Genomic DNA, 26,087 nt, shown 5'->3' with positions numbered 1-26,087 from the left:
GGTGTCGGCGAAATATGCCGGCGTCATGCTTTTCGCGCCGCGCGATATCGCGCAGCCATCGCTTGCGTCATCTCAGCCATCTTGTCGCGGAGATCGACGGGCTCCAGCACCTCGACCTCGGAGCCAAGCCGCAGCAATTCGGACGCGGCGTGCCAGGACGTCTTGCCGACAGGCACGCGCGCAATGCGCCAGCCCTCTGCATCGGGTGTCTCCTCGAACTGCGTGCGCGCCTTGACGTAAGGCTGGCTCAGCGCGCCCAGCAATTTGACGCCGAACGGCGACAGCCTGACGATCGCGATATTGGGATGCATCTCCGCTTCAAGGCGCAGCGTCGCGGCCTGCCAATAGCCGGCGAGATCGAAATCGGCGGGACGATCGAAGCGGTCGTCGAGCGCGGTGCAGTCGAGCACGCGCGCGATGCGGTACGTGCGTATGCTGGTGTCGACTTGTCCGGCCAGATACCAGCTGCCGCCCTTCAGCACGAGGCCGAGCGGCGCGAGGCGCCGCTGCTTCTCCGCGCGCCAGCTCTGATAGCGGATCTTGATCCGCGTCCCGCGCAGCACGGCGCCCGCAATCGTGCGCAGATGCTTCGGCTCTTCGGCCTCGCCGAACCAGCCGGGCGCGTCCAGATGAAAGCGCTCCTGCATCCCCCTGGCATCCTGGCGCAGGTGGACGGGCAGCGCCGCCATCAGCTTGTTCTGCGCAGCGATCATTGCCGCATCCAGCCCGAGCGCCGCCGCCGGGCCCGGCAAGCCCGCCAGGAACAGCGTCTCGGCCTCGCTCTGCGACAGGCCGTTCAGCCGCACGCGATAGCCGTCGAGCAGCCGATAGCCGCCCTCCGCGCCGCGGTCGGCATAAACGGGAACGCCGGAGGCGGCGAGCGCGTCGATGTCGCGATAGATCGTGCGGACCGAGACCTCGCAGGCGTGCGCAAGCTCAGGCGCGGTGACCTGCCCCCTGGCCTGGAGGGTAGTAAGGATCGACAACATCCGGCTCGCGCGCATGATTGCTTAAATCATACCTGACACAGGATGTCAGGTATGGTTGCGTACAAGGTGCGTCATCGCCAGCAGGCCAGATGGAGACCCGCCATGACCGATCCGAACCGCATCACGCTGCATTACTCGCCGCAAAGCCGCGCCACCGGCACGCGGGTGCTGCTGGAGGAACTGGGCGCGCCCTACGATCTGCATGTGCTCAACATGAAGGCCGGCGAGCAGCGCCGGCCCGCTTATCTCGCCGTCAATCCGCTCGGCAAGGTCCCGGCGATCAGCCACAACGGTGCCCTTGTGACCGAGCAGGTCGCGATCACCATCTATCTCGCCGATCTCTTCCCGCAGCCAGGTCTGACGCCCGCGCTGAACGATCCGTTGCGCGGGCCCTATCTGCGCTGGATCGCCTATTACGGCTCATCCTTCGAGCCGGCGCTGATCGACAAGTTCATGCAGCGCGAGCCGGCGCCGATCACGCAGTCACCCTATGCCGACTACGACACCATGCTCGGCGCGCTGGAAGCGCAGCTGTCGAAGGGGCCGTATCTGCTCGGCGAGCGGATGACGGCCGCGGATGTGCTGTGGGGCGTAGCGTTCAACTGGACCATGATGTTCGGCATCGTGCCGAAGAAGGACGTGTTCGTCCGCTATGCCGAGCGCATGACCGCGCGACCGGCATTCCAGCGCATCAATGCGGCGGACGAGGAGATGGCGGCTCAGCACGCGGCAGCTGTTGGAGGATAAGGGGCGCGCTCAAAACTTCGGCGCTCGCTTCTCCGCGAACGCCTTGATGCCTTCCTTGATCTCGTCGCCGCGCATGCTGTCGCGGTGACGCTGGTCGGCGGCGGCCTCATCGAACTCGCCGCGAGCGAATTCGTTGATCGCGCGCTTCATGCCGCGCATCGCCTGCGGCGCATTGCCGGCGAGGATATTGGCGAGCTTATCGACCTCCTCGTCGAGCGTCTCCTCCGGCACCATCGCGGTGAGATAGCCGATGCGCAGCATCTCCGGCGCGCTGATCTTCTGCGCCGTCAGGAACAGCTTCTTCGCATTGTCGACGCCGAGCCGGGTGACGTAGCGTTTGATGCCGCTCCGGTAATAGTGCAGCCCGAGGCGGGCCGCCGGCATGAACATCTCGGCGGTGTCGATACCGATGCGGAAATCGCAGGCGAGCGCAAGATCGGTCGAGCCGCCATAGACGCTGCCGTTGAGCCGGCAGATCGTCGGCACGCCCAAATCCTCCAGGCGGTTGACGACCACCTCGAAGGCGGAGCCGGCGCTCGGCTGCGCGTTGGCGCTGACCGCGCGCTCGGCGACCGAATTGAGGTCGTAGCCCGCGGAGAAGGCGCGGCCGGTACCGGTCAGAACCAGCACGCGGATCTCAGGATCCGCCTCGACTTGGTCGAACAGTCTGACGAGCTCGCCGAGGTCCTCGGCCTGAAGCCGGTTGAGATGCTTGGGCCGGTTGAGGCGGATGGTGGCGCGTGCGCCGTCGCGTTCGAGCACGGGGCCGGTGGCTGCGTCGGTGATGTCCGACATTCTTGTCTCCCTTTACTTATTCTCGAGTGTGCGCCGTTTCGCTTCGGCGTCGATGGTCTCGGCGAGATCGGGATGCCGTGCCATCAGCACGCGGAAGTCGACGAGGTCGAGCACCAGAAGCCGCGACACTTTCGTGGTCGAGACGTTGGCGCCGCGCAAATTGTTGCCGAGCAGCGCCATCTCGCCGAAGAAGGCGCCTTCGCCGAGCTGCACCTTCTTGCCGGGCAGGTCGACCTCGACCTCGCCGGCGGCGATGAAATACATGCAATCGCCCTGCGCCCCCTTGCGGATGACCAAAGTGCGCGCCGGCAGCTCCATGGTCCGCAGCATGTGGGTGACGTCGGCAATCGCGGAGGGCCCGAGGGCCGCGAAGAACGGCACCTTGCTGACGGACTCCCAGGTCTTGAGGAAATTGTCGCGCCGCGTCTCGGCGGCAAATCCGGTCGCCAGGATACCGGTCCAGAGGCCGAACACACCAAGGCCGGAGATCATCACCGCGGCCGCCACCAGGCGCCCGACCGGTGTGACCGGCACGGCATCGCCGTAGCCCGTCGTTGTCAGGGTCACCACGGCCCACCACAGCGCAGCCGGCACGCTACCAAAAGTCTGCGGCTGTACGTCCCGCTCCAAAAAGTATTCGGCGACGGAGGCGAGGAAGACTACCATCAGGAAGATCACGAGCACGCTGAGCAGCGGGCCCGATTCCAGCACCAGCACGCGGCGAAGCTGCCGCAGGCCCGGAATGCCCGGCACCACCTTCAGCACCCACAGCACGCTGAGCAGCCAGGCTGTCCTGGGCTCGGCGCCAAGGAGAAGCGCAAACGGCACGGCCAGCGCCCCGATCGCATCGACCAGCCCGGCCGAGGAGGACACATAGAGCGACAGCCGTCCTTGTCGCGCCATATGGCGCAGCCGGACCAGCCATTCGAACACGAAATAGACGAGGCAGGTCCAGAGCAGGCCGCTGACCCAATTGTGCGCCTCGTTGGCCCGCTTGTCCGTCAGCAGCACCATGCTGAGCACGCCGGCGGTCACCGCGACATAGGCCGCCTTGGTCATGTTGCGGCCGGCCGTGGCGGCCGTGAACTGGGCCAGAGCGGTAGTCAACGGCTTGGACATGCTAGAAGGCGGCTCGGTATCGGGACTGGTTTTGCGAGGTCCCGGCTGGGACGGCGGCGCGCCAAAGTGCCTGCCTGTGCGGAGGCCGTCAACGAGGTGGCAGGCTTTATCTGCGCCGCAACGCCTTTGGGCCGTGCTGCTGGACCGGGACAACAGAGTAACGGGCGGCCGACCGGCCCCGCACTTCAGGCGCTCTGGGCGGTCTTCACCACCACGACATTGCTGTCGTCGTGCTGGGCAGGGCCGGCATCGCGCACCGTCTTTTCGGTTTCGCCGGCATGGCGCTTCAGATAGTCGCGGCGCATGCCGATCTCGTCGCGGACGAATTCATAGCCGAGCTTGAAGGTGTCGAGCCCGTCGGTGCTGATCGTGCCGTCCCTGAGGCCGATGACGGCGCCGCGCAAAATGCCCTCCAGCTCGTCCTGCAGACATTCGAGCTGGTCCAGAGAGTGGGCGTGCTCGATGCGCTCGCCGATGTCGAGGATGGCGGTGGAGAGCTCGCTGGCCTTCTCTGGCGCGATGCGGGTGATCTTGGCGTAGATCGCCGCGAAGATCGAGCCGATGACGCTGAGCGCGGCGGCGCCCAGATACATCAGGTCGCTGTATTTATCCATGAACGACTTGGTGTCGTCGTTGATGTAGTCGGCCGCCCCCTGGTGCGCCATCACGAAGGCGTCCTTCTCGGTCGAGGCCGGCTCAATTCTGCTGGCAAAGCCGTTGTCGAGCCCGAGTGCGGATTTGTTCTCGTAGATGGTACGCGCCAGCTCGCCCGCCGTGGAGGCCGCCATCCTGGATTGCGCGACCAGCAGCCATTCGAGCCCGACCGTGTCGAGGTCGTCGTCAGGAATCTGCGGCGAGGTCGACAGCGTGCCTGCCGTCAGCGTTTCGCTGGAAATGCCGGGAAGCCTGCGCTCCAGCGCCTTGGCCTCGTCGATCGCGTTGAGCGTGAAGCCGCCGCGCTTGGCGACCTGCTCATAAGCCTTGTCGCGCACCGCCCTGGAGGCATGGACGATGGCAATCACCGCGCCAAAGCCATTTGACGGTGCGAATAGCTTGTCGAGCGTCGTGCCTTGCGGCGCCATCTGGATCTTCGCGGCGTCCGGACCGTCGGGGATGTCGAGGATGCTGCGGACGAAGGCGAGCGAGGCTTCGCTCTCGGCGAGAACGGCGATCTTCTTTTTCTTCAGCTCCGCGATCGACTTGATCTTCTTGTTGCCGGGACCGAGCAGGAGCACGAGATCGTGCTCGAGGATCGCGAGCGTGCGCGCCCGCAGCGGCACCTTGGCGTCCGTGCGCAGCACGGCGAGATCGGCCTGCTTGCGGTCGAACTGCGTGAGCGCCTTGGCGCTGTCGGCGTTGTTGACGATCTTGATCCGGAAGCGCGAGGCGTTGGACTTCAGCACGGCAGCGAGCTTGGCCGCGAACAGCGCCTCGTCGCTGTTGGGGGCGCCGACGGCAAAAGTCAGCGTCTCCGAATTATGCAGCAAGGCGCGGCCGCCCCAGACGGTGGCGAGCGACAGCAGCAGGGTCAGCACGACGTAGAGGAAGACCTGTTGCTGATTGGTCTTGATTACCTTGGGGCGCCGCGGCGGCGGCTCGATCGGAGATGCGGTGGGGCCTTCAGTACTCATGTTCAGTACTCATGGCAGCACTCTGGCCTTATTCTCGGGTGACGGGCGGCTCGCATACGTGATCGCGGCGAGTGCCCTGCAATTCCTAAACGTCTGAAAAAAGAACGATATTCTGTGCCGGCAATGATAGCGCGCCAGGTCCGGAATGCAAATTTCGAGCCGAGGGTAACCTTACTCGATCCGGCCTCGACGAAAGAGCATCCTATCACCGGTTAGCCACACTTGGCGATTTTCCGGTTCCCCCCGGCTGCATTCCGCCGCGGGAGATGTCATAAATCGGAGGTCCCGGCGATTTGACCGGCCCAAGAAGAAGTTGCGCTGAACGCTCCAATTTTTCTTGTCACCTCAATGAGGGCGTCGGCTTTGTCGTTTCCACCCATGTCATCGGCGGTTCCGGTCGAAGCGCTCATTGGCTGGATGCTGCTGCTCACCTTCAAGCACATCATCGCCGATTTCGTTCTTCAGACCGCCTGGATGGCGCACGGCAAGGACCAGAAGCACGGCTGGGCCCTGCCGCTGCTGGTGCATTGCCTGATTCACCTTGCGGTTGCGCTGCCGCTGATCCTGATCGTGGCGCCGAAATTCTGGTTCGTTGCCTTCATCGACTTCGTGATCCACATCACGATCGACCGCGCCAAGGGGCTGGTCTCGGCTAATTTCGGGGTCGATCTTGCGCATCCCTGGTTCTGGACCCTGATCGGCGTTGACCAGGCGCTGCACCACCTCACCGGCTTCGGCCTCTCCATTTTCATGGCGGCGAACTGACGGCAGGCCTCGCACGTAAGGCGGCGGCTAGTTCGTAGCCCGGATGGAGCGCAGCGTAATCCGGGGCCGTGCAACGTATTGCGCCCTTCCCGGATTGCGCTGCGCTCCATCCGGGCTATTCAGCCCCCCTCAAGAGATTTGGTCTGAAGCCCCCTCTGATTCGCGGCGCGCGCGCAAGCACACCGGGTGACTACCGGGCAGGGTGGTTAACCTTTCATTATAGAATTGCACTGCATCTTCGGCGTCGAGGGAGAACTGCAATGTTTTCAAGCCGCGACGCCTTTGAAAGCGATTTCTGCCCGGTTCAGGACGAACTCCTTGGCGAGATGTATCGCGCCAGCGAGAGTGGCCTGCCGAGGTTGGTTGAGAGTGTTTCCCCAGATGCACGCGCGAAGCTGGCGCTGTTCTGCTATCGCCGCAGCCATCTGCATTCGCTGGCGGTCGCGATCGCAAGCAGCTGCAACGAGCGCGACCTGATCGAGAACGGCGGCCGCGTCGGCTCGACGCTCTACGCGCTGGCGCGCGAAGGCACGGCGAAATCCTCGCCGTCGCTGTCGGGCGGACGCAAGCCGATCACGCTGTCGACCAAGCCGCTCTCGGTGCTCGCACCGCTGGACGACGAGATCGACGACGACATCAGCGAAGCCGTTCCGGCCTAACTTGCTTCAAGCGCCGGAAGCCTGAACTTCCGCCGCGCCATCGCGCATTCGGCGTCGCCCGGCATGCAGGTGCGGCACACCTCCGGCCGTACCGCATAGATGCCGCATGCGGTCGCTTTTCCAATGTCCCCCTGCAGGGCCGAGCAGCGATCGCCCTCGCAACGCATCCCGGATTGGCGGTCGTTGACCAGCGCTTCCGGAATCGCGGCGAGCTCTTCGTCGCTCTCGATCGAGAAGCGCGGCCAGTTGGCCGAATAGCCGCAGCAAGCGCCGCAACTCTGGCAACAGCTCGACAGATCGATGGGGGAGCTCTCTTCCATCTCGTCACGTATCCCTCAGGTGTCCTTGGGCGGGCCCCAGACCAGGCTCTGCCGCCACTTCGCGCGCAACACGTCGCGCCGCTCCGGATATCTCTCGTCGAGATAGTTGGCATCGACCACGCGGTCGGTGCGGAAGCTGCGGAAGTCGCCGCGTAGCTCGCACCAGGCCGCCAGCAGGCGCACGGCCTCGAGATAGCCGACCGAGATCGGCCAGATCATGCGCTCGCTGGCGCGGCCCTGCTCGTCGCGATAGCGCAGCATGATCTTCTTGCCTTCGTGGATCTGGGTGCGCGTGCGCACCATGTCCAGGCGGTCCGGCTCCCTGTTCCAGCTCGGCCGTGCCCGGCTCGCCGGCTCCAGCACGAAGGGGCGCAGGCGCTCGGGCACGGTGTCGGCGATCTTGGCCATCAGATCCTCGGCCGCGCGGGCCAGTGCCGAATCGGCATGGCCGGCGACCCATTGTGCGCCCAGCACCGCCGCCTCGATCTCGTCGGGCGTCAGCATCAAGGGCGGCAGGTCGAAACCCTTCTCCAGGATGTAGCCCATGCCGGCTTCGCCGCGGATCGGCACGCGCTGGCCGATCAGCGTCGCGATGTCGCGATAGATCGTGCGCTTCGAAGTCTCGAGCTCGGCCGCGATGGCATCCGCCGTCAGCGGCTTACGCGTGCGCCTCAGCACCTGGATGATCTGAAACAGCCGGTCGGCGCGTCTCATGACGGGTCTCTCGTTGGGGGTCTTTCAGGAAACGGCGCGCGGCTGCTGACAGGATGTTGGCAGCAGGGGGGTTCTATACCGGGACAACACATCGACTGAAGGGGATTTGTCCATGATCATTCCGACCCATTTCGGCCCGGCGATTCCGGTGTTGCGGGCACAGGCGTGGTCCGCATCGGCGTTCGGCCGCCTCGTTTCACTCGATTTCATGGCCGTCGACCTCCGGTTTGCCCTCGCAAGCGTGGTGGCACGCTCGCTGATCCAGGCTGCGGACGCGCTGGCCCGACATGTGATGAGCCGTGCCTGGCGGGGGGCCCGTTTCGCAGAAGATATCACGGCTGCTGCCACCATGGTGGCAGCAGCCGGTCATTAGGTTCCGTCAAACTTTTTCGGTGGTTCAGGAGAAGCTTCATGATCACGCTCTACGGATTTGGCACCGGCTTCGGCCTGCCGGAAATCAGCCCCTTCGTCATCAAGACGGAAGTGCAGCTCAAGATGGCGGGATTGCCCTACCGGAAGGAACGGGCGATGCCGCCGGCCTCGCCCAAGGGGCAGTTGCCGTTCATCGACGACGGCGGTGAGGCGGTGGCCGATTCCACCTTCATCCGCGCCCATATCGAACGCCGCTACGGCTTCGATTTCGATGCGGGCCTGTCGCTGGCCGAACGCGCGCAGGCTTGGGCGTTCGAGCGGATGATCGAGCACCACGTCTATTGGGGGCTGGTCGGCGCGCGCTGGGTCGATCCGGTCAATTTCGCCAAGGGGCCTGCGCATTTCTTCGACGGCGCGCCGGAACACAATCGTGAGAAGCTGCGCGAGGATGCGCAATTCCGCGTCGCCGAGAACTATCTGCTCTCGGGGCTCGGCCGCCACGGGCCCGATGACGACGTCGCGCTCGCCGTGCGCTCGCTGTTCGCGCTCTCGGTGCAGCTCGGCGACAAGTCGTATCTGATGGGCAGCAAGCCCTGCGGCGTCGACGCCACCGCCTTCGGTATGCTCGCCGGCATCCTCTCGCCGTTCTTCGAATCGGCCCTGCGCGAGCGCGCCGAAGGCTTTCCGAACCTCACGGCCTACGTCGACCGCATGATGGACAATTATTATCCCGAGTTCGCCTGGACCCCGCTGCGGCAGGCGGCTTGAGGCACGCAGTGTATCCGCGGGCTCGGTGAACAAAAAAGAGCCGGCCCATCGGGCCGGCTCTCGTAGTCTAAGAACTGCTGCGTCTCAGAACTGCTGCTGCGTTTACTTCACCAGCGAGTATTTGCCGTCCTTCACCGTCAGCAGGATGCGCGAACGGTCGTCGAGGCCGTAGCGGTCCTTTTCGGTGAAGTTGTAGACGCCCTGGCTCGCCGCCAGCTCCTTCTCCGACAGCAGCGCCTGGCGGATCGCTTCGCGGAATTCCGGCGTGCCGGGCTTTGCGGTTTTCAACGCCGTGGGAATGATGCGCTTGAGGATCTCGAACGCATCGTAGGAATGGCCGGCGAACTGGCTGCGGCTGTTCGGGCCGTATTTGGCTTCGTAGGCCGAGTTCAGCGCCAGGCCCGGCTTCTTGGTGAGCGCGCTATCCGGCTGGTCTTCGGGATCCATGACGGGACCGGAGGCCATCAGCACGCCCTCCGCCGCCTTGCCGGCGATGCGAATGAAATCCATGCTGGCGGCGCCGTGGGTCTGGTAGATCAGACCCTTGTAACCGCGCTCGCGCAGTTCGGTCTGCGGCAGCGCGGCCGCGGTACCGGACGCGCCGACCAGGATCGCATCGGGATTGGCGGCGACGAGTTTCAGCACCTGGCCGGTCACCGATGTATCGGGACGGGCAAAGCGTTCCTCGTCGGCGATGGTCATGCCCATCGGCACGGCCTGTGCCTTCAAATCGTTGAACCAGAGGTCGCCATAGGAGTCGGAATAGCCGATATAGCCGAGCGTCTTCACGCCCTTGCTCTTCATGTGCTCGTACAGCACCTTGCCCACGATCGGGATCGGCTGCGGCATTGCCACCGACCACTTCATGCGCTCCGGCGTGATCGGGAACGGCGCCAGGCCGAAATGCGGAATGCCGGCTTCGTTGGCGACGTTGGAGACCGCGATGGTCGGCGGCGTCAGCGCCGAGCCCATGATGATGTCGGCCTTGGATTCGGTCACGAAGCGGCGGGCGTTGGTGGTCGCGGTGGTGGGATCGCCGCCGTCATCGAGCACGATCACCTTCAGCGGCACGCCGCCGATTTCCTTCGGCACGAATTCCAGCGCGTTACGCTCGGGAATGCCGAGGGCTGCGCCGGGGCCGGTCGTGGTGGTGGTGATGCCGATGGTGATTTCGCTGGTCTGGGCCAGTGCAGGCAGCGCCGGCAGGGCAAGCGTTGCCGCGGCGATGGCGGCGGTCAGGTAAAAGCGTTTCATTTATTCCTCCCTTTACGTGTTTCTTTGAAAGCAGAAATCGGGGGGTAATTCAGCCCCCTCTTTTGGCGATGCGGCGATTTAGCTCCGGACTTGGCTCCCTGTGAACTTGGCTACCATTTCCGCCGGGAACGGTGCCGATTTCAGCTTGTCGGGGTTAACGGGATCGCGGCCGACCAGAACGCGGGTCTCGAAACCCTCGATCGCCAGCGCCTCGCCCTTGTAGACGTTGTGCTTCACCTCGAAGCTCGAGCGCTTGATGCTCTCGATCTTCGTTTCGATGGTGATCCAGTCGCCATAGGTCGAGGGGATGTAGAACTTGGACCGCGTGTCGACCATGGGGATGCCCACGAGGCCGTATTTGCGGACCAGGTCCTGCTTGGAGAATCCGGCGACCTCGAACAGGGTCGAGGTCGAATCGTCGAACATCGCGAAATAGCGCGGGTAGTAGACGATATTGGCGGGGTCGCAATCGCCCCACTGAATCTGGACCTCGCGCCGGTTCACGAACATGCGCCGCGTCCTATTTCGGTGCCATACGCAGCGAGCCGTCCAGGCGCACCACTTCGCCGTTCAGGTACGAATTCTCGACCATGTGCAAAGCGAGCGCGGCGAATTCGTCGGCGTGGCCGAGCCGGCGCGGGAAGGGGATCGCGGCGGCGAGCGAGTCCTGGGCTTCCTGCGGCAGGTTCGCCAGCAGCGGCGTCAGGAACAGGCCGGGCGCAATGGTCAGCACGCGGACGCCGAATTGCGCCAGTTCGCGCGCGATCGGCAGCGTCATGCCGACGATGCCGCCCTTGGACGCGGAATAAGCCGATTGTCCGATCTGGCCGTCATAGGCGGCAACGGAGGCCGTGTTGATGATGACACCGCGCTCGCCAGTTGCCTGCGGCTCCAGCTTGGACATCTCGGTGGCGGCGAGGCGCAGCATGTTGAAGGTGCCGATCAGATTGACCTTGATCACCTTGTCGAAATCGGCGAGCGCCATCGGGCCGTCGCGGCCGACGACGCGCTTGGCAACGCCGATGCCGGCGCAATTGACCAGCACGCGCGCCGGGCCGTGAGCCTTCGCGGCCTGTGCGACCGCGGCTTCGGCCGAGGCGGCATCGGAGACGTCGCAGGTCACGGCGACGCCCTTGATCTCGGCCGCAACCGTCTCAGCGAGCTTGGCGTTGAGGTCGAACACCGCGACCTTGGCGCCCTGCGCCGCCAGTTTTCGCGCGGTGGCAGCGCCCAGCCCCGATGCGCCGCCGGTGACGATGGCTGCCTGGTCCTTCAACAACATGGCGTTCTCCTGATATGGTGATTTCTTAGCCGACCGATATCACACGGCTGGATGGATTGGCAGCGTAGAGCTCCTCGATCAATTCGGTGCGGTGCTCGAGCACGGCGCGCTGGTTGATCGAGCCCTTGTCGGTGACTTCGCCCTTGTCGATCGAGAGCGGCGCGTCCATCAGGATCGCGCGCGTGATCCGGGTCGAGGAGCCCGTGGCCTGGCCGAGGAAACGGGTCAGGCGCTCGCGAAAGGCTTCGCGGACCAGCCGGTCGCGCGTCGCGACGACGAGATCGTCGGTCGGCAGCGTCGGGTTGATCAGCCGGCAGCCGTCGAGGTCGAGCACCACCAGCGCGGAGACTTCATCACGGTTGATGCCGGCGATGACGACGTCGCGCACCAGCGGGGCGCAGGCCGCCGTGAGACGCGCGCGTAAGGGGCCGACGCTGACCCAAGTGCCGCTGGCAAGCTTGAAGTCTTCGCCGACACGGCCGTCGAAATCGAACCCGGCGTTGAAATCATGGGGATCGGACGGCTTGAGTGCGTCGCCCATCTTGTAAAATCCTTCCTCGTCGAAGGATTTCGCGGTGATGTCGGGCTGGCGCCAGTAGCCGGGCATCACGTTCGGCCCCTTGGCGCGCACTTCCAGCTTGCCGTTGTTCGGCACCAATTTGGCGTCATTGCCGGATACCGGCAATCCGACATGGCCGGAGCGGCTGGTGCGTGGATTGACCGACATGAAGAACGGCGCGGTCTCGGTCGCTCCCAGGCCGGTCAGCATCGGCACCCGATAGCCTTTTTCCTTCACGGCGAGTTCGTCGAGGCTGTCCCAGATGAACGGCGACAGCGCGGCGCCCGAGAAGAACATCGCGTGCAGGCGGTCGAAGAACTTTGCGCGCAGGCCCTGGTCGTCGCGCAAATAGGGCAGCAGCGATTCATAGCCCTTGGGCACGTTGAAATAGACCGTCGGCGAAACCTCCTGGAGATTGCGCACGGTCTCCTCGATGCCGCCGGGCATCGGCTTGCCGGCGTCCAGGTACATCGAGCCGCCGTTGTAGAGCGTCAGCCCGATATTGTGGTTGCCGCCAAAGGTGTGATTCCAGGGCAGCCAGTCGATGATGACGGGCGGTTCGTCCTTGAGGAAGGCGAGCGTCTCGCGCAGCATCACCTGGTTGGCGCAGATCATGCGCTGGGTGTTGATGACGGCCTTGGGGTTGCCGGTCGAGCCGGAGGTCAGCAGGAATTTCGCGATCGTGTCCGGGCCGATCCTGCCATGGACATCGTCGAGATCGCTGCGGATCGGCGTCGCCATGAGGTCGGCGAGCAGGGTGACGTCGCGCCCCGGCACGTGGCCATAGGACGCGGCGATCTCGGTGCCGAGCGAGACGTTGGCGGCAAGCGCATCGGCGAACTTGTCGGCATCCTCGGCGAAGACGAGGCCGGGCGTCAGCAGCTTCATCAGATAGGACAGCTTGCCGTAGTCCTTCGACACCAGCGAATAGGCCGGCGACACCGGGCAGAACGGAATGCCGGCATAGAACGCGCCGAACGCGAGCAATGCGTGATCGATCGAATTGCCCGAGAGGATGACGACCGGCCGGTCCGCCGACAGGCCGCGCGCGATCAGGCCCGACGCAATGTGACGGCTGGCGACGAGCAGCTCGGCATAGGTGATCTTGCGCCAGAAGCGGCTGCCTTCGCGCTCGGCCATGAAGACGCGGTCCGGCGTCGTGGCGGCCCAATGATGCAGGCGGTCGGTGAGGCGCACCGGGTAGTCGCCGAGCGGCTGCTTCGGCCTGAGGTAAATTGTCCCATCGTCGCGCCGCTCGATGTTGACGGCGGGATCGCCGAACGAGATGCGCCGCAGCGGGAAAGTGCTCGCGCCGCGCTCCATGCTGGAAGAGGACGGCTGCTCGTTCATGACTTTGGCTTCACCTTTGCGGTCTTGTGCTCGAGGAATTCGCGGATCCTGCGCTTTGCCTCCTTGTCGCTCTGCGCGACGGTCGCCATCAGCGATTCCATCAGCAGGCCGGTCTGCGGATTGGCCTCCGCGATCATCGGCAGCGCCTGGAGTACGGCGAAGTTCGTCAGCGGCGCGTTGGAAGCGACTTTGGCTGCAAGCTCCATCGCCTTGCCGAGCCCGTTGCCGGCCTCCGTGACATATTGCGCGAAGCCGTAGGACGCGCCTTCGGTCGCGCTGTAGACGCGGCCGGTCAGCATCATGTCCATCATCCGGGCGACGCCGATCAGGCGCGGCAGACGCACCGAGCCGCCGCCGCCGACGAAGATGCCGCGCTGTCCTTCCGGAAGCGCAAAATAGGTCGAGGGCTCGGCGACGCGGATATGCGCCGAGCAGGCGAGCTCCAGCCCGCCGCCGATCACGGCACCCCTGAGGGCTGCGATCACGGGGACGCGGCTGTACTGAATGCGGTCGAACACCCGGTGCCACATCTGGGAATGCAGCAGGCCGCCGGTCGCGTCATGCTCGGTCAGCTCGGACAGGTCGAGGCCTGAGGAGAAATGATCGCCGATGCCGTGGATGACGACCGCGCCGATATCCTCGGGCAGGGACGCAAAACACTTGCCGATTTCCAGGATGATGCCGTCGTTGAGCGCATTGCGCTTGGCCGGCCGGTTCAGACCCACGGTCAGAACCCGGTCCGCCCTCTCGATCCGGAGTAGCCCGGAGGCGCCCGCGTCAGCGGTCTCGGCGTTTCCCTGTGTCATTTGCGTCCTTGTTAGAATAGTTATGTTGTATAACGAATTCCCGGGGAGTCAAGGAGGGCCGGGCAGAATGCTGCTCCGCACACCTTGTCGTCCCTGCGAACGCAGGGACCCATAACCCTAGGAAGAAATTTGGCGGAGACTCGTCATTCTGTACTCCGCCCGCCCACACTCGACAGATTATGAGGTATGGGTCCCTGCGTTCGCAGGGACGACGGCGGAGTACGTGGTCACATCACCTGATGCACGTCGATCACGACGCGGTCCGCATGGCGCGCGGCCGAGCCGACGAAAATGCGCTCCATCAGCCAGCGATATTTCTCATGCCCGGTCTCGAATTTCGGCACGGTGCGGAAGTAGATCAGCCTGGGATCGACCGGTTCGCCGCGCTTGAGCTTCTGCAGCAATTCGACGGGGCCGAAGCGCATGCCCTTGTTCTCGACATAGACGATCGCGCCATCGTTGGTTTCGAACGCGTACTTGGCTTCGAGATCAATCAGTTCGTTGGGGCGAATGGTCTGGAAGTCGGCGCCGAACGGCAGGACCTTGCCTGTTATCGCGCCCGTCACTTCGCCGCCGATAATCGGGATGATGCGGCGGACGCCGATCCCGGTCTCCCCGGCGGTGACGACGTCGCCGATGCGCGCGGTGACGGTGAAGACATATTTGGTCTCGAGCATCGGTGTGGTCATCGCTTCACCTCTTCAATTCGCCATCATCCGCGTCGGCAGCCAGGTCGCCAGCAGCGGGAAGGCGATCAGGATCACCAGGCGGATCAGGTCCGTGACCACGAACGGAATCACGCCCTTGAAGATCGTGGAGAAGGAGACGTCCTTCACCACGCTCTTGATGACGAAGACGTTCATGCCGACCGGCGGGTGGATCAGGCCGAGCTCGACGGTCATGACGATGATGACGCCGAACCAGATCGGGTCGAAACCGAGATGCGTGATGACGGGGAAGATGATCGGCACGGTCAGGATGATCATCGCCATGGCATCCATCAGGCAGCCGAGCACGAGATACATCACCATGATCAGCGCCAGCACGCCGTAGGGGCCAAGACCGAGGCCGGTGAGGAATTCCGTCACCTTCTGCGGCGTCTGCGTCACCGTGAGGAAATAGCCGAAGATCAACGCGCCGATCAGCACGGTGAAGACGGCGGCCGCGGTGCGCGTCGCCTGCAGCAGCGAGGCCAGGATCTTCTCGCGGTCGAGCCGGCCGGTCACAACGCCGATGATGAACGCGCCGGCGGCGCCGACGCCGCCAGCTTCGGTCGGGGTGAAGCGCGGCAGGAAGGGCAGGCCGTAGAGGCCGCCGATCACGAATACGAACAACAGCACAGGCGCCCAGATTTCTTTCAGGCCCGCAAAGCGCTCGCGCCACGGCGTCACCTTGCCCTTCGGGAGGAAATTGGGACGGAAATAACCGATCAGGAAGATCGTGACCATGTACATGCTCATCGCCAGGATGCCCGGGATGATGCCGGCGATGAAGAGCTTTCCGATGTCCTGCTCGGTGATGATGCCGTACACCGCGAGCACGGTGGAGGGCGGCAGCATCGCGCCAAGCGTGCCGCCCGCCGCGATCACGCCGGTGGCGAACGACTGCGGATAGCCGAAGCGGCGCATCTCGGGATAGGCGACGGCGGAGAAGGTTGCGGCGGTCGCCACCGACGAGCCGCAGATCGCGGCAAAGCCGCCGCAGGCACCGACGGTGGCGATGCCGAGCCCGCCGCGCAAATGTCCGACGAAGCCGTTGGCGGCGCGAAACAGCTCGCGGCTCATGCCGGAATTGGACACGAACGAGCCCATCAGCAGGAACATCGGGATGACGCCGAAGGTGTAGTCGGTCACCGTGCGCATCGAGGTCTGGCCGACCAGCTTCAGCGCCGCATTGCCGTTGACGAGATAGGCGAAGCCGGAGACGCCGACGAGGCCCATGGCCATGCCGACGGGCACACGCAGCAGCATCAGGACGAACAGGGAAACGAAGCCGATTAAGGCGACGGCATCGGTGCTCATGATTACTCCGTCGCCTTCAATTTGGGATCGTGCATGTCTTCGGGATGAAAGATCAGGCGGTAGGTGCGGATCGCGATCAGCAGCACGGCCGCGGCATCGCCGATCCAAGCGACCGCAAAGAACGGCCATGTCGGCATGTGCATGTCGAAGGTCTGGACGTTGTCGTTGTAGGTGCCGCGCACCTTGTCGAACAGCGTCCAGGTCTGCACGGTAACGACGAACAACAGCACCAGGGTCGCGAACACGTCGATCCAGCGCTGCTGGCGCGGCCCGACGTTGCCCCACACGAGGTCGACCGTGATGTGGGTGCCGCGATAGGAGGTCGCGGCGATCCCCCAGAAGATGAGAATGCCGAGCAGCAAGCGGCCGATGTCGAAGCTGTCGGGGATCGAGTAGTTCAGCGTGTTGCGCAGCAGCACCGACAGGAAAATGTCGAGCGCGACGATGCCGACGAAGCCGGCTGCGATCCATTCGATCGTATCGATGATGCGGTCCATCCAGGAGCGCTTCATGGGCGATGAGTCCTATATAGAATTAGCGAAGCTGGGTTCAGCTGTTGCCGCGAAGAAGGTGCGCTCCCTCCCCCGCTTGCGGGGGAGGGTTGGGGAGAGGGTGCTTCCACAATCGAGAACCCCCAAGAGGAGAAAGCCCTCACCCGCGCCTTCGGCGCGACCTCTCCCGCAAGCGGGAGAGGTGCAGCGAGTGCGTGGCCGCAGTTCGCCGTCACTCCGCCAGCGCGTTGTACTTCTTCAGCGAGGCCTTGAGCTCCGTCATCGCAGCATCCGGATCGACGCCGGCCTTCTTGGCGCCCTCGGACCAGGTCTTCACCAGCGGCTCGGCGGCCTTCTTCCAGGCGGCGGTCTGCTCGGGCGTCAGCTTGTAGACCTCGTGGCCGGATTCCGCCTTCACCTTGTCGATGCCGGCGTCCTCGAACTTGCCCCAGTGCTCGCCGACCACGCCGGCCATCTCGACCGAGCAGTTCTTGTCGACCGCCGCCTTCTGCTTGTCGGACATCGCATTGTACTTGTCCTTGTTCATGACGAACACGAAGGTCGTGGTGTAGAGCGGCGCCTCCATGTCGTACTTGGTTACCTTGTCGATGCCGAACAGCACCAGGGAGCCCCAGGGGAAGGTGACGCCGTCGGCGACGCCGCGCTCGATGATGTCGCGGACCTCAGGCGCCGAGGACTGCACGTTGGTGCCGCCGAGCGATGTCACGAAGTTCGCCATGGTGGCGTGAGCCGGGCGGATTTTCATGCCCTTCACGTCTTCGGGCATCACGATCTTCTTAGTCTTGGAATGGAACGAAGAGGGCGAGTGGACGAAGGCGAGGCAGTATTTGACGTCCTTCATCTCCTTCTCGGCATATTTGCGATACCAGGCGTCCAGCCCCATCGAGCCGCCCTTGGCGTCCGAGATCAGGAACGGCAGTTCGCCCGCTCCGATGATCGGGAAACGTCCGGGCTGGTAGCCGGGATTGACATAGGTGACGTCGGCGATGCCGTCGCGCGCCATGTCGTAATGGTCGAAAGCCTTGCCGAGTTGCTGGGCCGGAAACACCTTGCCCGTGATGGTGCCGCCGGAATCCTTGTTCACCGCGGCGACCCAGTCTTCCAGTGATTTCTGCAGCGGATGCGAGGCCGGCACCCAGTGCGAGACCTTCAGGTCGAAGGTCTTGTCCTGCGCCAACGCAGGCGTCACGCTTGCTGCGAGCAGCAAAGCCAGACAGGCTTTCTTCATCGGTCGTCTCTCCCTGTTTTCGACGGCGGGCTTCGATGGCCCGGTCTCATTAATTAACATGTTATCTAAATGCCGGACGTGTTCAAGCCGGAACTGGCGCGCACCTCTGTCGTATCCTTAACCGTCAGCCCTGTCGCAGGAATTTGTCGCCGTTCGCGGCGACGAGCACTCCCTTTTGCCCAACTGTTATATGATATAATTATCCTGCACGGAGCAGCGCGACAAGCGGGCTGCGACGAAAGCCTAAGGGACAGGGAGGAGCAGATATTGCGGACAAAAGTCGCAATCATCGGGGCCGGGCCGGCCGGATTGTTGCTTGGGCAACTGCTGCAGGCCTACGGCATCGACAATGTCATCCTGGAGCGGCAGAGCCCGGATTACGTGCTCGGCCGGATCCGCGCCGGCCTTCTGGAAGAGGGAACCGTCGGGCTGCTCGACCGGATCGGCGCCGGCGCGCGGGCGCATGCCGAGGGCCTGGTGCATGAAGGCATCGAGCTCGCCTTCTCCGGCCGACGTCACCGCATCGACATGAAGGGTGCGACCGGCAAGACGGTCATGATCTACGGCCAGACCGAGGTCACGCTCGATTTGATGAATGCGCGGAAAGCTGCAGGTCTTACTTCGGTCTACGAGGCCAAGGACGTACAGCCGCATGATTTCGACGGCAGTCACCCGCGCGTAACCTGGGTGAAAGACGGCGTCACCCACACGCTGGATTGCGATTTCATCGCCGGCTGCGATGGTTTCCATGGCGTCAGCCGTGCCAGCGTCCCGGCATCCGCGATCGAGGAGTTCGAGCGGATCTATCCGTTCGGCTGGCTCGGCATCCTCTCGGAGACGCCGCCGGTCAGCCATGAGCTGATCTACTCCAACCACGCCCGCGGCTTTGCGCTTTGCACCATGCGCTCGACGAAGCGCAGCCGCTATTACGTGCAGTGTTCGCTCGACGACCATGTCGACCAATGGCCGGACGACCGCTTCTGGGACGAGTTGAAGCGCAGGCTCGACCAGGAGGCGGCCGACAGCCTCGTCACGGGCCCCTCGATCGAGAAGAGCATCGCGCCCCTGCGCAGCTTCGTCGCCGAGCCGATGCGTTTCGGCCGGATGTTCCTGTGCGGCGATGCCGCCCACATCGTGCCGCCGACCGGCGCCAAGGGCCTGAACCTCGCCGCCAGCGACGCGCATTATTTGTCGAGCGCCTTGCGCGAATTCTACGACGAGAAATCCAGCACGGGCCTCGACGCCTATTCCGCCACGGCCCTGGCGCGCGTCTGGAAGGCGGTGCGCTTCTCCTGGTGGATGACCTCGATGCTGCACAAATTCCCGGACACCGGCACCATCGGCGCGCGCATCCAGCTCGCCGAGCTCGACTACGTCACGCAGTCGCAAGCCGCGATGACGTCATTGTCGGAGAATTACGTGGGGTTGCCGTTTTAGGGAGGCGCTGCCGGTTTGACCAAGACTGTCATGCCCCGCGCAGGCGGGGCATCCAGTACGCCGCGGCCCCTCCATTCGATCACGGCCGTCACTGGATACTGGATCACCCGCCTTCGCGGGTGATGACAGCTGTGGTGTGGCAACGGCGCGCACCCCATTTCAAACACCCACGCAAATCCCGTTTAAAACTTTGTAGGCGGTGAAACTGTCGTCCACATCGCGTTCAATGCCGGCGACACGACAACGCGAGGCAGTCATGACCTCTACCGACATCCCCGACGGCTTCGAGCCGCTGTTCCGCAAGAGTCCTCTCACCGAGCCCTGGGAGCCGCTTTACGCGAAGAAGACCGACAAGGCCGTGATCATCGGCCTGCGGCTCGCCAAGCCGCACACCAATGGCCGCGGCCTGATCCATGGCGGTCTCATCGCGGCGCTCGCCGACAATGCCATGGGTTATAGCTGCGCGCAGGCGACGGGCTGGACCACGTCGTTCGTAACGGTCTCGCTCACGGTCGATTTCGCCGGCTCCGCCGAGATCGGCCAGTGGTGCTCGATCGAGAGCGACGTGATCAAGACCGGCAAGACGATCTGCTTCGCGCAGTGCCTGGTCAAGGCCGACGACGTCGCCATCGCGCGGGCGAGCGGCACGTTCCGCGTGGTTCCGAAGAAGGGGTAGGCTCGCTCAACACGCGCCTCACCCGAACCTCCACTCCGCGGTTTCCACCACGAGATCGACGAACGCGCGCACCTTGGCCGAGAGCAGGCGCGAGGTCGGGTAGATGATGTGGATCGGCAGCGCCGGCTGCTCGTACTTCGCCAGCACGATCTTCAGCCGTCCGCGCTTCAGCCCTTCGGCGGCTTGATAGGCCAGCACGCGGGTCACGCCGCCGCCGGCTTCAGTGTATTGCAGGGCGGCGTCTGCGCTGTTGCTGATGAAGCGGGGCGATGGGGTGACCTCGACGTCGCGGCTGTCCTGCACGAAGTGCCAGCCGGCGGTTGGGCCGAACTGGATGGTCTGGTGTTGGAGCAATGCGTCCGGTGTCTTCGGCTCGCCGTGGCGCTTGAGATAGCCCGGCGCCGCCACCACGATCCGCCGCATCTCGCCGACCTGGCGCGCCACCAGCGAGGAATCGGCGAGATGACCGATCCGCACCGCGACATCGACGGCGTCCTCCACGAGATTGACGAGATGGTCGGACAGGCGCAGTTCCGCGCCGACCTCGGGATGACGCTTGAGATAGGCCGTCATGACCGGCCCGACATGCAGCCGGCCGAAGCCGACCGGCGCCGAGACCACCAACCGTCCGCTCGGCCGGTTGCGCTCCTCCCGCGCGGAGCCGTCGGCCTCCTCGACATCGGCGAGGATCCGCCGCGCGCGCTCCAGGTAGCGCGTGCCGACGTCGGTCAATCTCACCTGCCGGGTGGTCCGCTGCAGCAGCCGGGCGCCGAGATGCTCCTCCAGCGCCGCGATCAGCCGCGTTACGGCCGAGGGCGACAGCCGCAGCTTTCGGGCTGCGGGCGCGAAGCCGCTGAGATCGGCGACGGTGACGAAGACGTGCATAGCTTCAAGGCGGTCCATCTCATTATTTCATATATTGCAACGATGAAGTGTCAAGAAGGCCGATTGTTTCGATCGGAGAAATGTCCATCTTGGGGGGCGAAAGACGCAGCAATGCGCCGGAATTTTAGGAGATGTTCCGATGACGACGGCAGCCCACACTTATGCAAGCGACGTTGCCTTCACCCCCGCGGTGAAGGCGATCCAGGCGCGCAAGGGTTCGCGCGAGGCCTATGGCCGCGTCGAGCAGCGCGGCTGGCGCACCGAGGTCGATGAAAACCTCGAGGCCTTTCTCGCGGACGCGAACAGCTTTTACTTCGCCACCGCATCGGCCGATGGCCAGCCTTATATCCAGCACCGTGGCGGCCCGAAGGGTTTCCTCAAGATCCTGGACAAGCAAACGCTCGCCTTTGCCGACTATGCCGGCAATCAGCAGTTTATCACCCAGGGCAATCTCTCGGAGAATCCCAAGGCCTATATCTTCGTGATGGACTACGCCCATCGCCGCCGGGTGAAGCTCTGGGGCGAGGCGCGCGTGGTCGAGGACGACGAGGCGCTGACGACGTCGCTGATGCCGAAGGGCTACCGCGCGCGGCCGGAGCAGGTGATCCTGTTCAAGATCGAAGCCTGGGACACCAACTGCCCGCAGCACATTCCGCAGAAATTCGACGCGGGCGATGTTGCCGCGGCGCTGGCGGCGCGGGATGCGAGGATCGCGGAGCTGGAGGCGGAGGTGGCGGCGTTGAAGGGGGAGAAGGCAGGCTCTTAGGCACAGATCTCGCCGCGTTCTTCGCTGTCATGCCCCGCGAAGGCGGGGCATCTAGTAGGCCGATGCCTCTCGCTTCAATCATGATCGCCGCGGAGTGCTGGATCGTCCGCCTTCGCGGACGATGACAGCTGAGATCGAAGCGGAGCCTCGAACTCAGGTCACACTCTCGCCTTCATGCTGGAAGCCGAGGTAGCTCGCTGCGACCCGCTCGTTCGCCGCGATGTCGCTGGCCTTGCCGCTGAGCACGAACTCGCCGAGCTCCATCACGTAAGCCTGGTCCGCGATCTTCAGCGCGGCCTGCGCATTTTGCTCGACCAGCAGCACGGAGACGCCGCTGGCGCGCAGCTCGGTGACGATGCGGAAGATGTCGGCGACGATGATCGGGGCGAGGCCGAGGCTCGGCTCGTCCAGCATCAGCAGTTTCGGCTCGCCCATCAGCGCGCGGCCCATCGCGAGCATCTGCTGCTCGCCGCCGGAGAGCGTGCCGGCGAATTGCTTGCGCCGCTCTTTCAATCGCGGAAACAGCGTGTAGACCCGCTCTATCGAGGCCTTCGCCTTGCTTCGCTCGATGCGGAAGGCGCCGAGCTCGAGATTGTCCTCGACATTCATGGTCACGAACAGCTCGCGGTGCTCAGGCACGAGCCCGAGCCCCATCGCGACGCGATCCTCGATGTCGAGCCGGGCGAGATCCTGCCCCGCAAAAGTGACGCGGCCTTTCAGCGGCAGGATGCCGATGATAGCCGACAGCAGCGTGGTCTTGCCGGCGCCGTTGGCGCCGACGATGGTGACGATCTGGTTCTGGCCGACCTCGAGCGAGACCGAGCGCACCGCCTCGACCTTGCCATAGGCGACGTGGGCGTCGGTGACGGACAACAGCGCGCTCATGCCGCCACTCCGAGATAGGCCTTGATCACTTCGGGATTGGTCTTGATCGTGGCGGGCGTGCCCTCGGCGATCTTGGTGCCGAAATCGAGCACCACGATGCGGTCGGCGAGGTTCATCACGAAGCCCATGTCGTGCTCGACCAGGAGGACGCTCATGCCGCCGTCGCGCAAGTCGCGCAGCAGCTTGGCGAGCTGCTGCTTCTCCATGTGGCGCAGGCCGGCGGCAGGTTCGTCGAGCAGCAGCAGCATCGGATCGACGCAGAGCGCCCGGGCGATCTCGACGATGCGCTGCTGGCCCAGCGAGAGCGAGCCTGCGAGCTGATGCATCTGGTCGGCGAGGCCGACGCGTTCGATCTGGCGCGCGGCTTCCGCAAGCAATCTGGCCTCGTCGGCGCGGTCGAGCCGCAGCATCGAGGCGATCGGCCCGGAATGGCCGCGCAGATGCGCGCCGATCGCGACGTTCTCCAGCACGGTCATGTCGGGCACCAGCTTCACGTGCTGGAAGGTCCTGCTGATGCCGAGCTTGACGATCTCCTGCGGCGGCGCCTTGTCGACCTTCTTGCCAAGCACCGAGACCGAGCCCGACGTGGCCGACAGCACGCCGGTGATCAGGTTGAAGGTCGTGCTCTTGCCGGCGCCGTTCGGACCGATCAATGCGACGATCTCACGGGCCTGGACGTCGAAGGAGACGTTGTTGACGGCGACCACGCCGCCGAACTGCTTTCGCGCCTTGTCGACCTGGAGCAGGATGTTGGACTGGCCCGGCGCGCGGGGACGCTGCTCCAGCTTCAGCGAGGTGTCCGGCTTCCTGCCGCCGGTCCGCTCGGGGAGGAACGACATCAGCCAGGGCCAGAGGCCGCCGGGTGCAAGCTGCAGCAGTGCCACCAGCATGATGCCGAATACGATGGTCTCGACCTGCCCGGAGCCGGGCAGGATCAGCGGCAGATAGCTCTGCAACACCTCTTTCAGTACCACGACGATCGCCGCGCCGAGCACGCCGCCCCAGACATAGCCGGCGCCGCCGACCACCGCGATGAAGAGATATTCGATGCCGGCCTGCGCGCCGAACGGCGTCGGGTTCACCGCGCGCTGGAGATGCGCGTAGAGCCAGCCCGACAGGCCGGCGAGCACCGCGGCATGGATGAACACCAGCAATTTGGCGCGCGGCGTGTGCACGCCGAAGGCTTCGGCTGCGACATGGCCGCGCCGAAGCGCACGGATGGCGCGGCCGGTGCGGGAATCCAGCAGGTTCATGGTCAGCAGGGCCGAGACGATCACCGCGACCCAGATCGCGTAATAGATCGAGCCGGGCGAGAGCATCTTGAACGATCCGATCGACAGCGGCGGGATCGCCGAGATGCCGTCGTTACGGCCGAGAAACTCCAGCTTGCTGAAGAGATAGAACAGCCCGAGCCCCCAGGCGAGTGTGCCCAGCGGCAGATAATGGCCGGAGAGGCGGACGGTGATCAGCCCGAGCAGCACCGCCAGCGATCCGCTGACCACAAGCGACAGCGGCAGCGTCAGCCAGGGCGACAGGCCGTAGGCCGTCGACAGCACCGCGGTGGTGTAGGCGCCGAAGCCGACGAAGGCCGCCTGTCCGAACGAGGTCAGGCCGCCGACGCCGGTCAGCAGCACGAGGCCCATCGCGACGAGGGCTGCAAGCCCGATATTGTCGAGCAGCACGATCCAGAACGGCGGCATGCCCGGGACGAACGGAATCGCGGCCATGACGAGTGCGAAGACGATGATGGGAAGGCGGCTCTGCATCTTAAGCCTCAGTCCTTCTCTTCTTCGACGGCGGGCGCGGCGAGCGAACGCAGCAGCAGCACGGGGATCAGCAGCATGAAGACGATCACCTCCTTGTAGTTGGAGGCGTAGAAGGACGAGAATGCCTCGACGAGGCCGACGACCAGCGCCGCGACGGCGGTGAGGGGGTAGCTGACGAGGCCGCCGATGATCGCGGCGACGAAGCCCTTCAGGCCGATCAGGAAGCCTGAGTCATAGTAGAGCGTGGTGATCGGCACGATCATGATGCCCGACAAGGCGCCGATGACGGATGCCAGCAGAAAGGCAATCTGCCCCGACAGCGTGGTGCGGATGCCGACGAGCCGCGCCCCCAACCGGTTCACGGCGGTCGCGCGCAGCGCCTTGCCGTAGAGTGTCAGGCCGAAGAACAGCCAGAGGCCGACGATGAAGGCGATGGTGATGCCGTAGACGGTAAGGCTCTGGCCGGTGAAGCGCAGCGAGCCCGCGGTGAACGCGCCGGACAGCACCGCAGGTCCGCGCTGGCCTTCGGCGCCGAAGAACAGCAGGCCGAGGCCCTGCAGCGCCAGATGGACGCCGACGGATGCGATCAGCAGCACCAGCACGGAGGTGTGTGCCAGCGGCTGGAATGCGACGCGGTAGAGATAGAGGCCGATCATCGCCACGATCACCAGCGACAGCGCGATCGAGACCGCGACCGGCGGCTTCTGGGCGGCGAAGTAGACCGTCAGCGCCAGCACGATGGCCGGCAGCACAATATTGGTGAGGGCGCTGCGGACGATCAGGCGAGCGTGCAGCGCCTTGCGTGCGACGAACAGGTCGAAAGCGAAGGCGCCGATGCCCAGCGCCAGCGCGAGCTTGGCCGTGCCCGGCATCTGGCCCGCGGCCAGCGAGGCATAGGTCAGCGCGCCGTAGGTGACGAATTCGCCCTGGGGAATGAGGATGACTCGGGTGACGGCGAACACCAGCACCAGCGCCAGGCCGAGCAGCGCATAGATCGCGCCATTGGTGATGCCGTCCTGCACCAGGAACAGCATGATGGTGGTATTCAAGACCGGACGCTCCCCCTTAAGATAACGGACCGGTCCCCCGGATTGCGGTGGATGGTCTGCTCACAGCCATTGAAAAACGCTGACGATATTTGATATGGTCCATAACAATTATCAAATATAACATCAAGGGCGGGAACGATCCCTCCCGAATTTAGCGGGATTACGAGCACGAGGCGATGACCGTTTCCAAAGCCGCCGAAAAGTCCTCCGAAAAGCCGGCCGACACGGCCAAGGGCCGCAAGGACGCGGCCGAGCTGCAAGGTCAGGGGGCGGGCGAAGCGCTTCAGCTCGGCGAACTCTCGGAACAGCTCGGCTACGTGCTGAAGCGGGCGCAGCTCAAGGTGTTCGAGAACTTCCTGCGCTGCATGGCCTCGCTCCAGCTCACGCCGGCGCAGTTCTCCGTGCTGCTGCTGGTCGAGAAGAACCCGGGCCGTAACCAGACCGAGATCGCCTCCACCCTCGGCATCCTCAGGCCGAACTTCGTCGCCATGCTCGACAATCTCGAGAGTCGCGACCTTTGCGCGCGGATCCGCTCCACCAACGACCGCCGCTCGCACATCCTGGTGCTGACCGACAAGGGCAAGGCGGTGCTGGCGCGCGCCAAGAAGCTCGTCGCCACCAAGCACGAGGCCCGGCTGAACGAGCTGCTCGGGCAGGCCAACCGCGAAGCCCTCATCGCGATGCTCGCGAAGGTCGCGAACGAGTTCTGAGGCGGACTGTCATCTCCCGTCA

General features: G+C 64.6%; 28 protein-coding genes. 9 read left to right on the top strand and 19 right to left on the bottom strand.

Translation table 11 applies throughout. The annotated features are described in order from the left end of the window. Positions 1-23: 23 nt before the first annotated feature. Complete coding sequence (locus tag CIT40_RS29980; protein ID WP_094892891.1) at positions 24-1,004, bottom strand: helix-turn-helix transcriptional regulator; 981 nt, start codon at positions 1,002-1,004, stop codon at positions 24-26. Positions 1,005-1,091: 87 nt separating this feature from the next. Here CIT40_RS29980 and CIT40_RS29975 point away from each other — a divergent pair, with 87 nt between their 5' ends. Continuing rightward, positions 1,092-1,736, top strand: a complete 645-nt coding sequence (locus CIT40_RS29975; RefSeq protein WP_094892890.1) for a glutathione S-transferase family protein — start codon at positions 1,092-1,094, stop codon at positions 1,734-1,736. Positions 1,737-1,745: 9 nt separating this feature from the next. On the opposite strand, the gene CIT40_RS29970 is transcribed toward CIT40_RS29975, so the two are convergent. The 3 genes from CIT40_RS29970 to CIT40_RS29960 all read right to left on the bottom strand — a co-directional run bounded on the left by CIT40_RS29970 (position 1,746) and on the right by CIT40_RS29960 (position 5,281). Then, positions 1,746-2,531, bottom strand: a complete 786-nt coding sequence (locus CIT40_RS29970; protein WP_094892889.1) for an enoyl-CoA hydratase/isomerase family protein — start codon at positions 2,529-2,531, stop codon at positions 1,746-1,748. Positions 2,532-2,543: 12 nt separating this feature from the next. Then, the gene (locus tag CIT40_RS29965; RefSeq protein ID WP_094892888.1) at positions 2,544-3,650 is read right to left on the bottom strand and encodes a cyclic nucleotide-gated ion channel; all 1,107 of its coding nucleotides are present in this window, start codon (positions 3,648-3,650) and stop codon (positions 2,544-2,546) included. Between the two features lie 185 nt (positions 3,651-3,835). Continuing rightward, complete coding sequence (locus tag CIT40_RS29960; protein ID WP_094892887.1) at positions 3,836-5,281, bottom strand: TAXI family TRAP transporter solute-binding subunit; 1,446 nt, start codon at positions 5,279-5,281, stop codon at positions 3,836-3,838. A 417-nt stretch (positions 5,282-5,698) separates the two neighbouring features. Here CIT40_RS29960 and CIT40_RS29955 point away from each other — a divergent pair, with 417 nt between their 5' ends. Continuing rightward, positions 5,699-6,046, top strand: coding sequence for a DUF3307 domain-containing protein (locus CIT40_RS29955; protein ID WP_049801962.1), 348 nt, complete (start codon positions 5,699-5,701; stop codon positions 6,044-6,046). A gap of 260 nt (positions 6,047-6,306) precedes the next feature. Beyond that, complete coding sequence (locus CIT40_RS29950) at positions 6,307-6,705, top strand: hypothetical protein (protein WP_094892885.1); 399 nt, start codon at positions 6,307-6,309, stop codon at positions 6,703-6,705. Here CIT40_RS29950 and CIT40_RS29945 read toward each other — a convergent pair. Next, positions 6,702-7,025 carry a YkgJ family cysteine cluster protein gene (locus tag CIT40_RS29945; protein WP_094892884.1) on the bottom strand — a complete coding sequence of 108 codons (324 nt, stop codon included), beginning with the start codon at positions 7,023-7,025 and terminating at the stop codon, positions 6,702-6,704. The genes CIT40_RS29950 and CIT40_RS29945 overlap by 4 nt on opposite strands. A 15-nt stretch (positions 7,026-7,040) precedes the next feature. Continuing rightward, on the bottom strand, positions 7,041-7,739 hold the full coding sequence (locus tag CIT40_RS29940; RefSeq protein WP_094892883.1) for a helix-turn-helix transcriptional regulator: 699 nt from the start codon (positions 7,737-7,739) through the stop codon (positions 7,041-7,043). 112 nt (positions 7,740-7,851) lie between these two features. Here CIT40_RS29940 and CIT40_RS29935 point away from each other — a divergent pair, with 112 nt between their 5' ends. Next, complete coding sequence (locus CIT40_RS29935; RefSeq protein ID WP_094892882.1) at positions 7,852-8,112, top strand: hypothetical protein; 261 nt, start codon at positions 7,852-7,854, stop codon at positions 8,110-8,112. 38 nt (positions 8,113-8,150) lie between these two features. Further along, positions 8,151-8,879: a glutathione S-transferase family protein gene (locus tag CIT40_RS29930; protein WP_094892881.1), complete on the top strand. Its 729-nt coding sequence runs from the start codon at positions 8,151-8,153 to the stop codon at positions 8,877-8,879. A gap of 102 nt (positions 8,880-8,981) precedes the next feature. Here CIT40_RS29930 and CIT40_RS29925 read toward each other — a convergent pair whose 3' ends face one another. The 9 genes from CIT40_RS29925 to CIT40_RS29885 all read right to left on the bottom strand — a co-directional run bounded on the left by CIT40_RS29925 (position 8,982) and on the right by CIT40_RS29885 (position 17,891). Further along, positions 8,982-10,133, bottom strand: a complete 1,152-nt coding sequence (locus CIT40_RS29925; RefSeq protein ID WP_094892880.1) for an ABC transporter substrate-binding protein — start codon at positions 10,131-10,133, stop codon at positions 8,982-8,984. A 78-nt stretch (positions 10,134-10,211) separates the two neighbouring features. Beyond that, positions 10,212-10,643, bottom strand: a complete 432-nt coding sequence (locus CIT40_RS29920) for an acyl-CoA thioesterase (RefSeq protein ID WP_094892879.1) — start codon at positions 10,641-10,643, stop codon at positions 10,212-10,214. Between the two features lie 10 nt (positions 10,644-10,653). Then, the gene (locus CIT40_RS29915; protein ID WP_094892878.1) at positions 10,654-11,415 is read right to left on the bottom strand and encodes an SDR family NAD(P)-dependent oxidoreductase; all 762 of its coding nucleotides are present in this window, start codon (positions 11,413-11,415) and stop codon (positions 10,654-10,656) included. A gap of 25 nt (positions 11,416-11,440) precedes the next feature. Further along, positions 11,441-13,324 carry a feruloyl-CoA synthase gene (locus tag CIT40_RS29910; protein WP_094892877.1) on the bottom strand — a complete coding sequence of 628 codons (1,884 nt, stop codon included), beginning with the start codon at positions 13,322-13,324 and terminating at the stop codon, positions 11,441-11,443. Next, complete coding sequence (locus tag CIT40_RS29905) at positions 13,321-14,130, bottom strand: crotonase/enoyl-CoA hydratase family protein (protein WP_094892876.1); 810 nt, start codon at positions 14,128-14,130, stop codon at positions 13,321-13,323. The genes CIT40_RS29910 and CIT40_RS29905 overlap by 4 nt, the downstream gene beginning before the upstream one ends. Before the next feature lie 227 nt (positions 14,131-14,357). Continuing rightward, positions 14,358-14,819 (bottom strand): DUF3237 domain-containing protein, encoded by a 462-nt coding sequence (locus CIT40_RS29900; RefSeq protein ID WP_094892875.1) that lies wholly within the window; start codon positions 14,817-14,819, stop codon positions 14,358-14,360. Positions 14,820-14,831: 12 nt separating this feature from the next. Next, positions 14,832-16,151, bottom strand: a complete 1,320-nt coding sequence (locus tag CIT40_RS29895) for a TRAP transporter large permease (RefSeq protein ID WP_094892874.1) — start codon at positions 16,149-16,151, stop codon at positions 14,832-14,834. Positions 16,152-16,153: 2 nt separating this feature from the next. Beyond that, positions 16,154-16,663, bottom strand: coding sequence for a TRAP transporter small permease (locus CIT40_RS29890; RefSeq protein WP_063200609.1), 510 nt, complete (start codon positions 16,661-16,663; stop codon positions 16,154-16,156). A gap of 211 nt (positions 16,664-16,874) precedes the next feature. Then, on the bottom strand, positions 16,875-17,891 hold the full coding sequence (locus CIT40_RS29885; RefSeq protein ID WP_094892873.1) for a TRAP transporter substrate-binding protein: 1,017 nt from the start codon (positions 17,889-17,891) through the stop codon (positions 16,875-16,877). A gap of 267 nt (positions 17,892-18,158) precedes the next feature. On the opposite strand from CIT40_RS29885, the gene pobA reads away from it, so the two are divergent. Both pobA and CIT40_RS29875 read left to right on the top strand, forming a co-directional pair. Beyond that, the gene (gene pobA, locus CIT40_RS29880) at positions 18,159-19,328 is read left to right on the top strand and encodes a 4-hydroxybenzoate 3-monooxygenase (protein ID WP_094892872.1); all 1,170 of its coding nucleotides are present in this window, start codon (positions 18,159-18,161) and stop codon (positions 19,326-19,328) included. A gap of 256 nt (positions 19,329-19,584) precedes the next feature. Continuing rightward, a complete protein-coding gene (locus tag CIT40_RS29875) occupies positions 19,585-20,004 on the top strand; it encodes a PaaI family thioesterase (RefSeq protein ID WP_094892871.1) in 420 nt (139 codons plus the stop codon). Between the two features lie 18 nt (positions 20,005-20,022). Here CIT40_RS29875 and CIT40_RS29870 read toward each other — a convergent pair whose 3' ends face one another. Further along, positions 20,023-20,907 (bottom strand): LysR family transcriptional regulator, encoded by an 885-nt coding sequence (locus tag CIT40_RS29870; protein ID WP_094892870.1) that lies wholly within the window; start codon positions 20,905-20,907, stop codon positions 20,023-20,025. A gap of 121 nt (positions 20,908-21,028) precedes the next feature. Here CIT40_RS29870 and CIT40_RS29865 point away from each other — a divergent pair, with 121 nt between their 5' ends. Further along, positions 21,029-21,655, top strand: a complete 627-nt coding sequence (locus CIT40_RS29865; protein WP_094892869.1) for a pyridoxamine 5'-phosphate oxidase family protein — start codon at positions 21,029-21,031, stop codon at positions 21,653-21,655. A gap of 153 nt (positions 21,656-21,808) precedes the next feature. On the opposite strand, the gene CIT40_RS29860 is transcribed toward CIT40_RS29865, so the two are convergent. Genes CIT40_RS29860 through CIT40_RS29850 form a run of 3 tightly spaced genes read right to left on the bottom strand, consistent with a single transcriptional unit; the run spans position 21,809 to position 25,355 of the window. After that, positions 21,809-22,540, bottom strand: a complete 732-nt coding sequence (locus CIT40_RS29860; RefSeq protein WP_094892868.1) for an ABC transporter ATP-binding protein — start codon at positions 22,538-22,540, stop codon at positions 21,809-21,811. After that, a complete protein-coding gene (locus CIT40_RS29855) occupies positions 22,537-24,306 on the bottom strand; it encodes a branched-chain amino acid ABC transporter ATP-binding protein/permease (protein ID WP_094892867.1) in 1,770 nt (589 codons plus the stop codon). Before CIT40_RS29855 ends, CIT40_RS29860 begins: the two co-directional genes overlap by 4 nt. An 8-nt stretch (positions 24,307-24,314) precedes the next feature. Continuing rightward, entirely contained in the window at positions 24,315-25,355 is a 1,041-nt protein-coding gene (locus tag CIT40_RS29850) for a branched-chain amino acid ABC transporter permease (RefSeq protein ID WP_162307738.1), read from the bottom strand. A gap of 176 nt (positions 25,356-25,531) precedes the next feature. On the opposite strand from CIT40_RS29850, the gene CIT40_RS29845 reads away from it, so the two are divergent. Next, on the top strand, positions 25,532-26,065 hold the full coding sequence (locus CIT40_RS29845; RefSeq protein ID WP_094892866.1) for a MarR family winged helix-turn-helix transcriptional regulator: 534 nt from the start codon (positions 25,532-25,534) through the stop codon (positions 26,063-26,065). Positions 26,066-26,087: the final 22 nt, after the last annotated feature.

Source organism: Bradyrhizobium amphicarpaeae, from assembly GCF_002266435.3.
Taxonomy (GTDB): Bacteria; Pseudomonadota; Alphaproteobacteria; order Rhizobiales; family Xanthobacteraceae; genus Bradyrhizobium; species Bradyrhizobium amphicarpaeae.
This window is presented reverse-complemented; position numbering and strand designations above follow the sequence as displayed.

What these genes read in the sequence shown, in the direction of transcription:
- CIT40_RS29970 (WP_094892889.1), bottom strand. Translation starts at nt 2,531, where the DNA reads ATGTCGGACATCACCGACGCAGCCACCGGCCCCGTGCTCGAACGCGAC.
- CIT40_RS29960 (WP_094892887.1), bottom strand. Translation starts at nt 5,281, where the DNA reads ATGAGTACTGAAGGCCCCACCGCATCTCCGATCGAGCCGCCGCCGCGG.
- CIT40_RS29845 (WP_094892866.1), top strand. Translation starts at nt 25,532, where the DNA reads ATGACCGTTTCCAAAGCCGCCGAAAAGTCCTCCGAAAAGCCGGCCGAC.
- CIT40_RS29890 (WP_063200609.1), bottom strand. Translation starts at nt 16,663, where the DNA reads ATGAAGCGCTCCTGGATGGACCGCATCATCGATACGATCGAATGGATC.
- CIT40_RS29935 (WP_094892882.1), top strand. Translation starts at nt 7,852, where the DNA reads ATGATCATTCCGACCCATTTCGGCCCGGCGATTCCGGTGTTGCGGGCA.
- CIT40_RS29940 (WP_094892883.1), bottom strand. Translation starts at nt 7,739, where the DNA reads ATGAGACGCGCCGACCGGCTGTTTCAGATCATCCAGGTGCTGAGGCGC.
- CIT40_RS29885 (WP_094892873.1), bottom strand. Translation starts at nt 17,891, where the DNA reads ATGAAGAAAGCCTGTCTGGCTTTGCTGCTCGCAGCAAGCGTGACGCCT.
- CIT40_RS29895 (WP_094892874.1), bottom strand. Translation starts at nt 16,151, where the DNA reads ATGAGCACCGATGCCGTCGCCTTAATCGGCTTCGTTTCCCTGTTCGTC.
- CIT40_RS29950 (WP_094892885.1), top strand. Translation starts at nt 6,307, where the DNA reads ATGTTTTCAAGCCGCGACGCCTTTGAAAGCGATTTCTGCCCGGTTCAG.
- CIT40_RS29920 (WP_094892879.1), bottom strand. Translation starts at nt 10,643, where the DNA reads ATGTTCGTGAACCGGCGCGAGGTCCAGATTCAGTGGGGCGATTGCGAC.
- CIT40_RS29930 (WP_094892881.1), top strand. Translation starts at nt 8,151, where the DNA reads ATGATCACGCTCTACGGATTTGGCACCGGCTTCGGCCTGCCGGAAATC.
- CIT40_RS29865 (WP_094892869.1), top strand. Translation starts at nt 21,029, where the DNA reads ATGACGACGGCAGCCCACACTTATGCAAGCGACGTTGCCTTCACCCCC.
- CIT40_RS29915 (WP_094892878.1), bottom strand. Translation starts at nt 11,415, where the DNA reads ATGTTGTTGAAGGACCAGGCAGCCATCGTCACCGGCGGCGCATCGGGG.
- CIT40_RS29900 (WP_094892875.1), bottom strand. Translation starts at nt 14,819, where the DNA reads ATGACCACACCGATGCTCGAGACCAAATATGTCTTCACCGTCACCGCG.
- CIT40_RS29905 (WP_094892876.1), bottom strand. Translation starts at nt 14,130, where the DNA reads ATGACACAGGGAAACGCCGAGACCGCTGACGCGGGCGCCTCCGGGCTA.
- CIT40_RS29965 (WP_094892888.1), bottom strand. Translation starts at nt 3,650, where the DNA reads ATGTCCAAGCCGTTGACTACCGCTCTGGCCCAGTTCACGGCCGCCACG.
- CIT40_RS29925 (WP_094892880.1), bottom strand. Translation starts at nt 10,133, where the DNA reads ATGAAACGCTTTTACCTGACCGCCGCCATCGCCGCGGCAACGCTTGCC.
- CIT40_RS29975 (WP_094892890.1), top strand. Translation starts at nt 1,092, where the DNA reads ATGACCGATCCGAACCGCATCACGCTGCATTACTCGCCGCAAAGCCGC.
- CIT40_RS29870 (WP_094892870.1), bottom strand. Translation starts at nt 20,907, where the DNA reads ATGGACCGCCTTGAAGCTATGCACGTCTTCGTCACCGTCGCCGATCTC.
- CIT40_RS29955 (WP_049801962.1), top strand. Translation starts at nt 5,699, where the DNA reads ATGCTGCTGCTCACCTTCAAGCACATCATCGCCGATTTCGTTCTTCAG.
- CIT40_RS29980 (WP_094892891.1), bottom strand. Translation starts at nt 1,004, where the DNA reads ATGCGCGCGAGCCGGATGTTGTCGATCCTTACTACCCTCCAGGCCAGG.
- CIT40_RS29945 (WP_094892884.1), bottom strand. Translation starts at nt 7,025, where the DNA reads ATGGAAGAGAGCTCCCCCATCGATCTGTCGAGCTGTTGCCAGAGTTGC.
- CIT40_RS29860 (WP_094892868.1), bottom strand. Translation starts at nt 22,540, where the DNA reads ATGAGCGCGCTGTTGTCCGTCACCGACGCCCACGTCGCCTATGGCAAG.
- CIT40_RS29855 (WP_094892867.1), bottom strand. Translation starts at nt 24,306, where the DNA reads ATGCAGAGCCGCCTTCCCATCATCGTCTTCGCACTCGTCATGGCCGCG.
- CIT40_RS29875 (WP_094892871.1), top strand. Translation starts at nt 19,585, where the DNA reads ATGACCTCTACCGACATCCCCGACGGCTTCGAGCCGCTGTTCCGCAAG.
- CIT40_RS29910 (WP_094892877.1), bottom strand. Translation starts at nt 13,324, where the DNA reads ATGAACGAGCAGCCGTCCTCTTCCAGCATGGAGCGCGGCGCGAGCACT.